The 13,268-nt window shown below is 69.0% G+C and carries 9 protein-coding genes; 7 read left to right on the top strand and 2 right to left on the bottom strand.

The features are described from left to right. Positions 1–38 precede the first annotated feature (38 nt). The 5 genes from BKE09_RS13590 (at position 39) to BKE09_RS13565 (ending at position 8,333) form a co-directional block, all read left to right on the top strand. Positions 39–1,829: an endonuclease gene (locus BKE09_RS13590; RefSeq protein WP_049443265.1), complete on the top strand. Its 1,791-nt coding sequence runs from the start codon at positions 39–41 to the stop codon at positions 1,827–1,829. 68 nt (positions 1,830–1,897) lie between these two features. Beyond that, positions 1,898–2,236 carry a divalent-cation tolerance protein CutA gene (gene cutA, locus BKE09_RS13585; RefSeq protein ID WP_010481118.1) on the top strand — a complete coding sequence of 113 codons (339 nt, stop codon included), beginning with the start codon at positions 1,898–1,900 and terminating at the stop codon, positions 2,234–2,236. After that, positions 2,233–4,614, top strand: coding sequence for a protein-disulfide reductase DsbD (locus BKE09_RS13580; protein ID WP_075676060.1), 2,382 nt, complete (start codon positions 2,233–2,235; stop codon positions 4,612–4,614). Before cutA ends, BKE09_RS13580 begins: the two co-directional genes overlap by 4 nt. Next, positions 4,611–5,174 carry a TlpA disulfide reductase family protein gene (locus BKE09_RS13575; RefSeq protein WP_075676059.1) on the top strand — a complete coding sequence of 188 codons (564 nt, stop codon included), beginning with the start codon at positions 4,611–4,613 and terminating at the stop codon, positions 5,172–5,174. Before BKE09_RS13580 ends, BKE09_RS13575 begins: the two co-directional genes overlap by 4 nt. A gap of 636 nt (positions 5,175–5,810) precedes the next feature. Further along, the gene (locus BKE09_RS13565) at positions 5,811–8,333 is read left to right on the top strand and encodes a sulfite reductase flavoprotein subunit alpha (RefSeq protein ID WP_075676057.1); all 2,523 of its coding nucleotides are present in this window, start codon (positions 5,811–5,813) and stop codon (positions 8,331–8,333) included. A gap of 46 nt (positions 8,334–8,379) precedes the next feature. Here the strand turns inward: BKE09_RS13565 and BKE09_RS13560 are convergent, their stop codons facing one another. Beyond that, positions 8,380–10,917, bottom strand: a complete 2,538-nt coding sequence (locus tag BKE09_RS13560) for a methyl-accepting chemotaxis protein (protein WP_075676056.1) — start codon at positions 10,915–10,917, stop codon at positions 8,380–8,382. A gap of 203 nt (positions 10,918–11,120) precedes the next feature. Between BKE09_RS13560 and BKE09_RS13555 the strand changes: the two genes are divergently transcribed. Further along, positions 11,121–11,963, top strand: a complete 843-nt coding sequence (locus BKE09_RS13555; RefSeq protein WP_075676055.1) for an arylamine N-acetyltransferase — start codon at positions 11,121–11,123, stop codon at positions 11,961–11,963. A 96-nt stretch (positions 11,964–12,059) separates the two neighbouring features. Here the strand turns inward: BKE09_RS13555 and BKE09_RS13550 are convergent, their stop codons facing one another. Further along, positions 12,060–12,431, bottom strand: a complete 372-nt coding sequence (locus BKE09_RS13550; protein WP_075676054.1) for a VOC family protein — start codon at positions 12,429–12,431, stop codon at positions 12,060–12,062. Between the two features lie 82 nt (positions 12,432–12,513). On the opposite strand from BKE09_RS13550, the gene BKE09_RS13545 reads away from it, so the two are divergent. Further along, on the top strand, positions 12,514–13,230 hold the full coding sequence (locus BKE09_RS13545) for a transporter substrate-binding domain-containing protein (protein WP_075676053.1): 717 nt from the start codon (positions 12,514–12,516) through the stop codon (positions 13,228–13,230). Positions 13,231–13,268 lie beyond the last annotated feature (38 nt).

Below are 13,268 nucleotides of genomic sequence, written 5' to 3'. Positions count from 1 at the left end.
AGGCTCGGCCGCGCATTCCCAATCACAAGGAGTAGTCGATGCGATTGCTGTCCCCGCTTGCCGCCGCCTGCCTGCTGGCCCTGGCCGCCGCGCCGGCCCAGGCCGAGGTCTTCATCAACGAACTGCACTACGACGACAGCACCGCCGCCGGTGACGTCGGCGAAGCGATCGAGGTCGTGGCCACCGCTGGTGAGGACCTGTCCGGCTACCGCCTGTACCTGTACAACGGCGCCAACGCCTCGGCCGCCGTGGTCTACGACAACAAGCCGGTGCCGGCCGGCAGCGCCGCCGGCTGCGGCAGCGCGACCATCGCCGTGGTCAACTACCCGACCAACGGCATCCAGAACGGTCCCAACGACGGCATCGCCCTGGTCGATGCCAGCGGCAAGGTGGTCCAGTTCCTCAGCTACGAGGGCGCCATCACCGCCTCCGGCGGCCCTGCCGCCGGCATGACCAGCCAGAACATCCCGGTGGCCGAGACCAACAGCACGGCGCCGGGCACCTCGCTGCAGCTGACCGGCAGCGGCAGCCAGTACGCCCACTTCACCTGGGCCGAGTCGGCCAAGCAGACGTTTGGCAGCTGCAACAACGGCCAGACCTTCAGCGGCGGTGGCACTCCGGGCCCGAACACGCCGCCGTCGGTCTCCACCACCACCCCGGCGCAGGGCAGCAGCACCTTCCCGGCCGCCGCCGACCTGGAAGTGGTGTTCAGCGAGACGGTGAACCTGGCCAGTGGCGCCTTCGCCCTGAGCTGCGGCACCTCCGGCAGCGTGCCGCTGACTTTCCCGGCCAGCGGCCGCAGCGTGAAGCTGTCCACCAACACCGCGCTGGTGGCCGGTGAAGCCTGCCGCTTCGATATCCGTGCCGCGCGCATCACCGACCTGCAGGGCGCGCACCCGGCCGCCGACAGCCGCATCGCCTTCACCGTGGCCAGCACCGGCGGCAATCCGGACCCGGGCAACCCGGGCGTGCCGGCCGGCTACTACTCCAAGGTGAACACCAGCAGCCCCAGCCAGCTGCGCTGCTCGCTGCACGCCACCATCAAGGGCCACACCGCCTATCCGTACAGTGGCTCGGGCACCAGTACCTGGACCATCCTGGAAATCGCCGACGAGGATCCGAACAATTCCGGCAGGATCCTCGATGCGTATCGCAACCACAGCTACGCCAAGGTGACCGATCGCGCCGGCAGCGGCAGTGGCCTGAAGTACAACCGCGAGCACACCTGGCCGAACTCGCTGGGCTTTGCCAGCACCACCGGTGACAAGGGCCTGCCGTACGCGCCGTATACCGACACGCACATGCTGTACCTGACCGACGCGCAGTGGAACGCCGACCGTGGCAACAAGCCGTTCGGCAAGTGCGACGCCAACTGCGGCGAGCGCGCCACCGAGGCCAACAACGGCCAGGGCGGCGGCAGCGGTGGCTATCCGGGCAACTCCAACTGGGTGCGCACGCCGGACGGCAACACCGGCACCTTCGAGGTGTGGGGCAAGCGCAAGGGCGACATGGCGCGTGCGGTGATGTACATGGCGATCCGCTACGAGGGCGGCAAGGATGCGGCCACCGGACAGTCCGAGCCGGACCTGGAGCTGACCGACGACCGCAGCAAGATCGTCAAGACCAGCAGTTCGCCGGCCTACATGGGCCTGCTGTCGACGCTGATCGACTGGCACCTGTCCGATCCGCCGGATGATGCCGAGCGTGCGCGCAATGACGTGGTCTACAGCTTCCAGGGCAACCGCAACCCGTTCATCGACCACCCCGAGTGGGCAACCCCGGCCCTGTTCACCTCGGCCAAGCCGGCCACCTGCCAGCTGGCCAACTGACCGCGCAACGCAGCGGTCCACCGCCGCCGCCGGGCCCTGACCCGGCGGCGGCCCTATACTCGACGGTCATGTCGACCGTCGATCCTGTCCTGCTGCTGTTGACCACCTGCCCGGACCGGGCCAGTGCCGAGCGCATCGCGCACGCGCTGGTCGGCGAGCGCCTGGCCGCGTGCGTGACCCGCCTCGATGGCGCGCAGTCGACCTACCGCTGGCAGGGCGAGGTGACCACCGACGCCGAACTGCAGCTGCTGGTGAAAACCACCGCGAGCCGCGTCGATGACGCGATTGCCCGGATCGTCGAACTGCATCCGTATGAACTCCCGGAGTGCATCGCGGTCGAAACCCGGGCCGGCCTGCCGGCGTATCTGGACTGGATCCGGGCACAGACCCGGGAGGACACTGATTGAAGACTCTGTTTGCGCGCGGCGCCGCCTTGTGCGCCCTGTTGTGGCTCTCGCTGCCGGCCTTCGCGCTGGATGAGAAGGACCTGCTGCCGGTGGACCAGGCGTTCGCGCTGACCGCCAGTGCCCCCGAACGGGGCCAGGTGCAACTGCAGTTCAAGATCGCACCGGGCTATTACCTGTATCGCCACCGCACCAGCGTCAAGGCCGACCCGGCCTTCAATGCCGGCGCGCTGCAGATGCCCAAGGGCGACAGGCACCACGACGATTTCTTCGGCGAGGTCGAGACCTATCGCGAGCGCCTGCAGGCCACCCTGCCCGGCACGCCGACCGAGGCCGCCGGCACCATCAGCCTGGAAGTGCGTTACCAGGGCTGCGCCGATGCCGGTGTCTGCTACCCGCCGCAGAAGCGCGTGGTGCAGGTCACCCTGCCGGGCGCCGGTGTGGCGGCCGCAGTGCCTGCCGCGCGTGCCGGTGCGGCCAGCCCGTTCAACAACCCGCTGGCCGGTGCCGGCAACAGCGGTGGCCTGCGCCTGCCGGGCGCGGCCAACAACAGCCAGGCCCTGCCGCTGCCGTCGGAACAGGCGTTCGGCTTCGATGCCATCGCCAGTGACGGCAACACCCTGCTGCTGCGCTTCAGCCCAGCGCCCGGCTATTACCTGTATCGCGACCGCACCTCGCTGAAGCTGGAAGGCAGCGCAGGCGTGCTGGCCGACAAGCCGCGCTGGCCGGCCGCGCAGTCGCATCGCGACGAGCACTTCGGCGATGTCTCGGTCTATTTCAACCAGGTGGAAGTGCCGCTGCCGCTGCGCCGCACTGTCACTGATGCGGTCGACAGCACCCTGGTGGTGACCTTCCAGGGCTGCCAGACCGATGGCATCTGCTACCCGCCGATGACCCGCCGGGTGAAGCTGTCGATTCCGGCGGGCAAGCTCTCCGCCAGCACTGACCAGGCGCCAGCGCGCAACGAGGTGATCAGCCCGCTGCGCGCCGCCGGCGCGCCACGTGAATCCGCCAATGGCGCACCGCTGCGCCTGCTGCCGACCGTGCCCAACGACGGCAACGCCACTCCCGCCGCCAGCGGCAGTGAGGGCGCGCGCAATGAGTTCGCCGCCGACGCGCGCGATGGCAACGCCCTGCGCACGCGGCCACCGGTGACCACGCCGAATCCGGACCGCTCGTTCGTCTGGGTGCTGCTGCTGGCGCTGGCCGGTGGCCTGGTGCTGAACCTGATGCCCTGCGTGCTGCCGATCCTCTCGCTGAAGGTGCTGAGCCTGGCGCAGAGTGGCGAAAGCCCCGAGCGTGCGCGCAGCCATGCCCTCTGGTACACGCTGGGCGTGCTGGTCGCCTTCGCGGTGATCGGCGCGCTGATGGTGGGCCTGCGCGCGATCGGCAACGCGGTCGGCATCGGCTTCCAGCTGCAGCACCCGGGCGTGGTGGCCGCGCTGGCGTACATCATGTTCGCGGTGGGCCTGAGCCTGTCGGGCGTGTTCACCCTCGGCGGTGGCATCGGCAACCTCGGCCAGTCGCTGGCCAGCCGCAGCGGCCCGGCCGGTGATTTCTTCACCGGTGCGCTGGCCTGCCTGGTCGGCAGCGCGTGTGTCGGCCCGTTCATGGGCGGGGCGATCGCCTATGCCTTCATTGCCCCGCCGCTGAAGGCGATGACCGTGTTCCTGTTCCTCGGCCTGGGCCTGGCGCTGCCGTTCCTGCTGATCGGCTTCGTGCCGGCGCTGGCACGCCGCCTGCCCAAGCCCGGCCCGTGGATGGAAACGCTCAAGCACGTGCTGGCCTTCCCGATGTATGCCACCGCGCTGTGGCTGCTGTGGGTGCTGGGCAAGCAGCGCGGCGTGGACGGCATGGCGCTGGTGCTGGGCGGCCTGCTGCTGTTCGCCTTCGGCCTGTGGCTGTTTGAACGCAACCGCTGGACCGGCTCGCGTGCGGTGACCCTGCTCGGCGTGCTGCTGGCGATTGGTGCGTTGGTTCCTGCCTGGGGCGTGACCCAGCTGGCACCGCCGGCACGGGCCGCACAGGCGGCCAGCGAGAACGTGGTCGAGTATTCGCCGCAGCTGCTGGACCGCCTGCGCGCCGACAACCGCGTGGTGTTCGTCAACATGACCGCCGACTGGTGCGTGAGCTGCAAGGCCAATGAACGCGCCGTGCTGTCGCGGCCGGAGTTCAAGGAACTGCTCAAGCGCACCAACGCGGTGTACATGCGTGGTGACTACACCAATGTCGACCCGCAGATCACCACGTTCCTGGAAGAACACAAGGCCGTGGGCGTGCCGCTGTACGTGGTGTACGGACCCGGCGCGCCACCGACCGTGCTGCCGACCCTGCTGACCCAGGCGGTGGTCGAGGAAGCGCTGCTGCGCACCGCACGATGAAGTGGCAACGGCCAGCGCTGCTGTGGACAGCGGTGCTGGCCGCCGGCCTCGGCCTGTGGGCCGGGCATCGATTGTCACCTGGCCCGTCTGCACCGGCCGCGCCAGCGACGGCTTCCACAGCGACGGCCGTGACGCCCACGCTGCAGGTGGGTGATCCCTTGCCGGCGCTGACGCTGCCGGACCTGGCGGGACAGCCGCTGGACCTGCGCGCTCGCTTCGCCGGTCGGCCGCTGCTGATCAACGTCTGGGCCAGCTGGTGTGCGCCCTGCGTGGAAGAGATGCCCGAACTGGCGCGCTTCGCCGATGCCCAGGGCGACAACGGCGTGCAGGTGCTGGGCATTGCGCTGGATACCCCGGACGACGTGCGCGCTTTCCTGCTGCGGGTGCCGGTGGACTACCCGATCGTGGTCGAGACGCCGGGGCCACGCGATGCCAGCGTGCAGTTGGGCAATACGCAGGGCCTGCTGCCCTACAGCGTGCTGTTCGATGCGCAGGGCCGGCTGATGAAGGCAAAGCTGGGGCCGTTCGCGCACGGCGAGATCGACGGCTGGGTGAAGTGAGGGTGTTTTTTGCAGGGCTTGCAGCCCTGCACCCTGCTCAATGCAACGGCAACAGCCAAAGCCAAAGCGGGCATTCCGTGGGATGGCGGGGCGGTGTCGGAGTGCGGGGACGCTGCAAGTACTTCCCTGTAAGCTTGGCAGCCGCATCCATGCGGCTGACACCCCGCACTCCGACACCGCCCCACCTCTGACAGATCTTCGCGGCGGCTGTTGGTGGGTGCCGACCGTTGGTCGGCACATCTGTCAGATATCGATATTCAGAACGGAATCAGACCCCGTGCCGACCAACGGTCAGCACCCACCAAAGCAGAACACCGTTCCGACAGATCGCGGAAAACTGTCGAAGGCGGGGTGGGTCCGGTTGAGGGGGTGTCCGCGGCATGGATGCCGCGGCCAAGGCTACAGGGACGTACTTGCGCCGTCCCCCGCAACCGGACCCAGCCCGCCATCCCACGGAATGCACGCTGTTGCTTCTGAGGTTGCCGGCCAGCGGCCGGCACTACCGCGGGTGCCGGGCGGCGCCCGGCCGATCCCTCCGCTTGACCGCAGGCAGGGCGCCACGGAGAATTCCGCGACTAATTCTCATTTGCTGTTGCGCAGGATGCGGGCGGCAGCCTCCCGGGCCCCTCTCCTTCGATGTTCAAGAACGTCCTGTTCCAACTGCATTGGCTGCTGGGCATTACCGCCGGTGCCGTCCTGGCCGTGATGGGCCTCAGCGGCGCCGTGCTGTCCTTCGAGGACGAACTGCTGCGCGCGGCCAATCCTGGCTTCGCCGAAATCGCCGAGCACCATGCGGACGGCCAGCATCCCCTTGCAATCAGTGAACTGGTGCCGTTGCTGCAGGCCGGCAGCGAGCGCCCCCTGCAACGCCTGCGCGTGGACGCCACCGGACAGCGGCCGTCGGTCGCGCGCTTTGCCGGCGGCAAGGACCACTGGGTGTACTTCGATCCGTACAGCGGCGAGCGCTTCAGCGCCCTGCGCGGGCAGGCGTTCTTCGACTTCGTCGAGGACCTGCATCGCCACCTCGCCGCCGGTGAGCGCGGCAAGTGGATCACCGGCAGCTGTGCGATCGCGCTGCTGTTCTTCACCCTGTCCGGTCTTTACCTGCGCTGGCCACGACGCTGGTGGCACTGGCGCAGCTGGCTGGCGGTGGAGTGGACGCGCAACGGCCGTGGCTTCCTGTGGAGCCTGCACTCGGTGATCGGCACCTGGGTGCTGCTGATCTACCTGATGAGTGCACTGACCGGCCTGTGGTGGTCATTCGACTGGTACCGCAGCGCGGCCAACACGCTGCTGGGCGTGGCGCCGGCGGCAAAGCACAAGGTGGCCGCCGACGCGGCACTGGACCTCGATCGCATCGAGGCCACGCTGTACGCGCTGCCCGGCGTGCGCACCGGCTTCATCGACCTGCGTCTGCCGGAGAAGCCGGGGCAGGCGCTGAACGTGCGGGTGATGGCCGGTGATCCGGCGCAGCGCGGCGGCCACCACGATCGTGCGCATGACCTGCTGCAGCTCGATCCGGCCAGCGGTGCGGTTCTCGATGCCCGCCCATACGCACGCCAGGGCGCGGGCGGACAGCTGGCCACCAGCGTGTTCGCGCTGCATTCGGGCAGCTACTTCGGTGTGCCCGGGCGGGTGGTGGTGATGCTCAGCAGCCTGGGCATGAGCCTGTTCTTCATCACCGGCTGGATGCTGTACCTGGACCGCCGCCGCAGCCAGCGTGCAGCGCGAGGGCTGCGCCGTTCGCTGCCGACAACGACCACCGATGGCGGTGGTTCGCCGTGGCTGGTGGTGCATGCCAGCCAGAGCGGACTGGGCGAACAACTGGCGTGGCGTGCGGCCGCGCAGCTGCAGGCGTCCGGTCATGCGGTGCAGGTGCTGCCGCTGGCCCGCGTCGATGCCGCGAAGCTGCAGGCCACCTCCCAGGCCCTGCTCGTGCTGAGCACCTTCGGCGACGGCGAGCCACCGGATGCGGCGCGCCGCGCGGCGCGGCTGCTGCTCGCGCAACGCCTGGACCTGTCGCATCTGCAGTTCGGCCTGCTCGCGCTGGGTGACCGCCAATACCCTCATTACTGCGGCTTCGGCCGCCAGTTCGATGGCTGGCTGATCGACAACGGCGCGCGTCCGCTGTTCGAGCGCATCGATGTCGATGCCGCTTCGGTGCCAGCGTTGCGCCAGTGGCAGCAGCAGCTGGGTGCGCTGACCGGCATCACCACCGATGACAGCGTGCTGCCTGCGGCGACGCAGATGCATGAGTGGCGGCTGCTCGGCCGCGACCGCCTCAACCCGGGCAGCATCGGCGGAGCCATCTGGCGTATCCGTCTTGCCGCACCGGCCGACGTGCAGTGGCAGGCGGGTGACATCCTGCACATCGCGCCCCGCCACAACGCGCGGCATGCCGGTGCCGTGTTGAAGGCACATGGGCTGGACCCGCTGCAGCCACTACTGGTCGACGGCCATCCGCGCACGCTGCTGGCGCTGGCCAGCGAACGCGAGCTGCCCGAGGCCGATGCTGCGCTGGCGGTGCAGGATGCCTGCCTGTGGCTGGCCGGGCTGCCGCTGCTGCCCAGCCGCGAGTATTCGATCGCCTCCTGCACGGATGATGGCGTGGTGGAGCTGGTGGTGCGCCTGGTGCATGACGCCTCCGGTCGAGCCGGGCTGGGCTCGGGCTGGCTGTCGCTGCATGCACCGATCGGTGCCAGCATCGTTGCCCGTGTGCACCGCAATCCTGGATTCCATCGTGTCAGTGGCGCCCCGATGGTGCTGATCGGCAACGGCACCGGCATCGCCGGGCTGCGCAGCCTGTTGCGCGAAGCCGCCCACGCAGGCGAGCACGGCCACTGGCTGCTGTTCGGTGAGCGCCAGCGCGCACACGACTTCCTGTTCGCCGACGAGATCGAGGCCTGGCAGGCCGCCGGCCATCTTGCACGGGTGGACCTGGCGTTCTCGCGCGATGGCGAGGGTGGTTACGTGCAGGATTGCCTGCGGGTGGCCACCGATGTGCTGCGCGAGTGGATGCAGCGCGGTGCGGTGATTCATGTCTGCGGCTCGCTGCAGGGCATGGCCGAGGGCGTGGACCAGGTGCTGCGCACCGCGCTGGGCGATGAAGTGGTGGAAACGCTGCTGGAGAACGGGCGCTACAGGCGCGACGTGTATTGAGCCACAAGGGTGGTGCCGGCCCGCGGCCGGCACTACCGGGGCAGCTTCAGGCCGCCGCGCGCGCCTGCGGCATCGACTGCAGACGGAACGCACCCACCGCTTCGGCCAGGGCGTGCACCTGCGCCTGCATCTGCGCAGTCGAGGCACCGGCCTCTTCCACCAGGCTCGCATTGCGCTGGGTGCTGGCTTCCATCTGCACGATGGTCTGGTTCACCTGGGCGATGCCGGCATGCTGGTCCTGCGACGCACTGCGGATGCCAGCCAGCAGGTCGGCCAGCTGCTGCACGCTGCCGACGATCTCGCCCATCGTGGTGCCGGCCTGCTCGGCCTGCCGGTTGCCCTGCCCGACGCGCGCCACCGAATCCTCGATCAGGCCCTTGATCTGCTTGGCCGCCTCGGCACTGCGCTGCGCCAGCAGGCGCACTTCGGCAGCCACCACGGCAAAGCTGCGGCCCTGCTCGCCGGCGCGCGCCGCTTCCACCGCCGCGTTGAGCGCAAGGATGTTGGTCTGGAAGGCGATGCCATCGATCAGCTGGGTGATGTCACCGATCCGCCGTGACGCTTCACTGATGCCATGCATGGTTGCCACCACCTGGCCGACTGCCTCGCCGCCGCGCTGGGCCACTGCTGCCGCGCCCTGCACCAGGGCATCGGCGCGACCGGCGGCATCGGCGTTGCGGCCAACGGTGTCGGTCAGCTCATGCATCGACGCTGCGGTCTCTTCCAGGTTGGCGGCCTGTTGCTCGGTGCGCTGCGACAGATCGTGATGGCCGGCAACGATCTCACCGACACCGGTATCGAGGCTGGACGTGGCCTGCTGGATGCGGGTGACGATGCGGCCCAGCTGCGCGACGGTCGCATTGGCATCATCACGCATGCGCGCGAACACGCCCTGCAGGTCCCCCTCCATGCGCACGCTGAGGTCGCCGCGGGCCAGCGCGGCCAGCAGTGCCTGCAGGTCACCGAGGTTGGTTTCAAAGGTGGCCAGCAGGCGATTGATGCTGGTCGACAACGTGCGCACGAAGCCCTGCTTGCCCTCCAGCGCGATACGGCCATGCAGGTCACCATGTGCCGCCGCATCAACCAGGGCAGCCACTTCGGTTTCCAGCAGCGTCTCCAGCGCACGACTGCGCCATTCCACCGCTACGCCGAGGAACTGCCCTTCGTCGATGATGGGGTTGGCAATCAGCTGGTAGCGCACACCGGCATGACCGATCTCGCGTTCTTCGCGTTGTCGCACGCCGGCCAGGCTGGCCAGCGCCGGATGCAGGCGCACTGCATCGCTGCCCACCAGGTCTTCGAGCTGGCGTTCGAGTTGCTGCAGCAGTGCCGGATTGACGTAGGCCACCTGGCCCTCGGCATCGATCACCATCAGCCCGGTCTGCGCGCTGTCCAGCGCCTGGCGCACGCGGGTATTGCCGCGCGCAACGGCACGCTCGGTCTCGATGCGCGCACGCAGGCGCTGCTGCATGTCGACCAGGCGCTGTGCCAGCTGGCCGATCTCGTCGTTGGCGTTGTACACGCGCAGGGTAGTGTCGAGGCGATCGTCGGCGATGTCGCTGGCGAAACGCAGGGTGTCCTGGATCGGCTGGCGCACCGCACGCCGCACCAGCACCAGGCTGGTGATCAACACGCCGGCGACCAGCAGCAGGGTCACTGCGAACAGCACGCTCATGGTGCGTGCGCCGGCCTGCTGGCGGGCCTGTGCCTTGGCCAGCGCCGCTACCTGGGCCTGCTGGAAGGCAGCCAGCGCCGGCGCTACGCCCGCGGCGGTATCCAGCAGCGACTGCGCTTCCACGTCCAGGCCGACGCGGGCGGCGGTGTAACCCAGCAGGGCGACCTGATAGGCCTCCATGCCGTTGCGAAGGGCATCCTGCGCATCGGTCGGCAGGCCCACCAGCGCGAGATCGAACGGCAGTTTCTCTTCGCTCGCACGGTCGGCATGGGTGGAATCGCCATCGAGCAGCAGCAGCGCCTCCTGTCGACGCATCTTCTGCAGGGACAGCGCCAACGAGGGCCGCTGCAGCGCATCCACCTGCACCTGCAGGGTATCGGCTGCCTGCTGCAGCTGCGCGGCGAGGCCGGCATCGCCACGACCCATCTCATCGACGCGTTCGAACAGGGCGGCCACCCCCTGCGAGAATGCACCGGCGGCTTCGGTCAGCGCCTGCAGCGCCTTGCGCCGGCCGGCATCCATCGGTATCGCGCGCAGCGCCTGAAGATCGGCCTGCAGCGCCTTCTGCGTCGCCAGCAGCTGCGCGCGGTCGGCATCGTCGAAACTGCGTGCATACTGGGTCTGCAGGCGACGCGCCTCGGCCACCCGCGTGGCCAGGCTCGCGGCCAGATCGCGGCCGTGCTGGTAGCTGGCCTGGCTGCGCGCCGCCTGCGTGCTGGCATGGCCGGTCCAGGCGTAGACGGCAGCGATCGCGATCAGGCCCAGGCCACAGACCCACAGGGTCGCCTTGAGCTTGTTGGCTACGCTGAGCCGGTGCGGCTGCAGCCACAGCAGCAGGCCGGGGGACGCCGAGCGCAGCGCGGCAAACCGCATGCGCAGGGACCGGAGGTGGGGGACAACGGCCGACATGACAGGCTCCAGGCGGAAGGACGCACCTGTATCGGCTGGAAATGGAGCAACTTTAGGGCGTTCTTGGTTCAGTCCCACCGATTGCTGGCGGACGCGGCCTTTGTACCCGGCACAGGCGACGGGGGGATGACACCCGCGCAGTGCTTGACCTCAACCCCGGTTGGGGGAGCACAGTGGACCTCCCTCCCCCGCCCGGTGCCCCCATGACGACGCTCGATGTCCCCCGCTACCTGCAACGCCTGCAGCTGGATGCGCCGCCACCGCTGACGCTGGCGGGCCTGACCCTGCTGCAGCAACGCCACAACGCACTGCTGCCGTTCGAAACCCTCAGCTGCCTGCTGCGCGATGCAGTGCCGATCGACCTGGACAGCGTGCAGCGCAAGCTGCTCGACGACCGCCGTGGCGGCTACTGCTTCGAACTCAATGGCGGCCTGCTGGCGCTGCTGCAGGCGCTGGGCTTCGATGCGCAGCCGTTGAGCGCGCGCGTGCTGCTGGCCGCCCAGGACGGCGAACTGACCGCGCGGACCCACCTGCTGCTGCGCGTGCAGGTGGACGGCGATGACTGGCTGGTGGATGCCGGTTTCGGCAGCCTGACCCCGACCGTGCCGCTGCGCCTGCATGATCCACAGCCGCAGGCCACGCCTCACGAGCGCTTCCTGCTGCAGCGCCTGCCCGGCGAGGGGGATTTCGTGCTGTCCGCCGAGTCCAGCGATGGCTGGCGGGCGATGTATCGCTTCGACCTGCACGCGCCGGCACCGATCGACAACGTGGTGGGCAACTGGTACGTGTGCACCCATCCCGATTCCAGTTTCCCCGGCCAGCTGCGCGCGTCACTGACCGGGCCGGACTGGCGACGCACCATCGGCAGCGGCAACTACACCGAGTACCGCCCCGGCCAGGCACCGGACAAGCGCCCGCTGCATGATGTTGGCGACGTACGCGAGGTGTTGCAGCAGCGCTTCGGCATGCAGTTGCCGGACGATCCACGGCTGGATCCGGCGATCAACGACTGGCTGCAGCGCTCGCGTGCCGCGACCCACGTGTAGCGTCGAGCCATGCTCGACTGACGCCTTTGTAGAGTCGAGCCATGCTCGACTGGTGCATTGACAGCGAAATCAACAGCAGCCGAGCATGGCTCGACGCTACAGAACCCCGCGCGCCTGCAATGCGATCCGGTTGCCTTCGCTGTCGCAGATCTCGGCCACGCGCCAGTCACCGGCATCGGCCGGGCCGAAGCGCAACTCGGCCCCGGCCTGCAGCGCGCGCTCGAGGCTGGCATCCAGGTCATCGACGCCGATATAGATGCGCGCGCCCTGTTCGGAGGGCCGGTAGTCCGGACCCTGCACCAGCGACATGCTGGCGCCGGCGGCCTCATCGGCAAACGGCAGGTACGCCATCCTGCAGTCATGCAGCAGGATCGGTTCGTCCACCGCCACCTGCAGCCATTGCTGGTAGAACGTGATGGCCCGGGCCAGGTCAGTGACCGGTATCTCAACGTGCAGGATGGGGTTCATGGCCGCAGGATAACCGGATACTGACACGGCCTTGCAGGGCGGCACTGGCATGCTGGACCGCCCTTTCCCCGCGGAGTCCTGCATGTCCCTGGCCGATCATCGTAGTGCGCTGGCACCGCTGGGCTTCCTGCGCGTGGCCATCAACCTGGGCAATCCGGTACTGGCGCAGGGGGACGCGCGCTCACCGCGCGGGCCGTCGCTGGAACTGGCCACGGCATTGGCGCAGCGCATGGGCGTGCAGGCACGCTTCACCTGCCACGACGCCGTGGCCTCGGTAGTCGCTGCGGCCAGCGAGGATGCCTGGGACCTGGCCTTCCTGGCCATCGATCCGGCGCGCACCGACCGCATCGCCTTCAGCGCCCCCTATGTGGAGATCGAAGGCACCTACCTGGTGCGCGAGGACAGCCCTGCGCAGCAGGTGGCCGACCTGGACCGCGATGGCCTGCGCATCGCGGTTGGTCGTGGCGCGGCCTACGACCTGTTCCTCAGCCGCGAACTGCGCCACGCCAAGATCGAGCGGGCCGAGACGTCGGCGGCGGCGATCACCCTGTTCGAGCAGCAACGCCTGGATGCCGCCGCCGGCGTGCGCCAACCGTTGGCGGCATGGGCACAGGTCCATCCCGGCCACCGCGTACTGGCCGACCGCTTCACCGCGATCCAGCAGGCGGTCGCGGCGCCGGCCTCGCGCCCGGCCGATGCATTGCAGGCGCTGTTCGAGGACGTGGAGGCGATCAAGGCAGGCTCGTTGCTGGGCGAAGCCTTCGCCCGTGCCGGGCAGGCGGTTACGTTGGTACGGTGAATGCAGCGCACACGCAGTCGAGCATGGCTCGACGCTAC

Source organism: Stenotrophomonas sp. TD3 (genome assembly GCF_001939825.1).
GTDB lineage: Bacteria > Pseudomonadota > Gammaproteobacteria > Xanthomonadales > Xanthomonadaceae > Stenotrophomonas.
The sequence above is the reverse complement of the archived record's forward strand: the minus strand, read 5'-3'. Positions and strand labels throughout refer to the sequence as shown.

Excerpts from the sequence above, each read along its gene's own strand:
- BKE09_RS13590 (WP_049443265.1), top strand. The coding sequence starts at position 39 with ATGCGATTGCTGTCCCCGCTTGCCGCCGCCTGCCTGCTGGCCCTGGCC.
- cutA (WP_010481118.1), top strand. The coding sequence starts at position 1,898 with ATGTCGACCGTCGATCCTGTCCTGCTGCTGTTGACCACCTGCCCGGAC.
- BKE09_RS13575 (WP_075676059.1), top strand. The coding sequence starts at position 4,611 with ATGAAGTGGCAACGGCCAGCGCTGCTGTGGACAGCGGTGCTGGCCGCC.
- BKE09_RS13565 (WP_075676057.1), top strand. The coding sequence starts at position 5,811 with ATGTTCAAGAACGTCCTGTTCCAACTGCATTGGCTGCTGGGCATTACC.
- BKE09_RS13560 (WP_075676056.1), bottom strand. The coding sequence starts at position 10,917 with ATGTCGGCCGTTGTCCCCCACCTCCGGTCCCTGCGCATGCGGTTTGCC.
- BKE09_RS13555 (WP_075676055.1), top strand. The coding sequence starts at position 11,121 with ATGACGACGCTCGATGTCCCCCGCTACCTGCAACGCCTGCAGCTGGAT.
- BKE09_RS13550 (WP_075676054.1), bottom strand. The coding sequence starts at position 12,431 with ATGAACCCCATCCTGCACGTTGAGATACCGGTCACTGACCTGGCCCGG.
- BKE09_RS13545 (WP_075676053.1), top strand. The coding sequence starts at position 12,514 with ATGTCCCTGGCCGATCATCGTAGTGCGCTGGCACCGCTGGGCTTCCTG.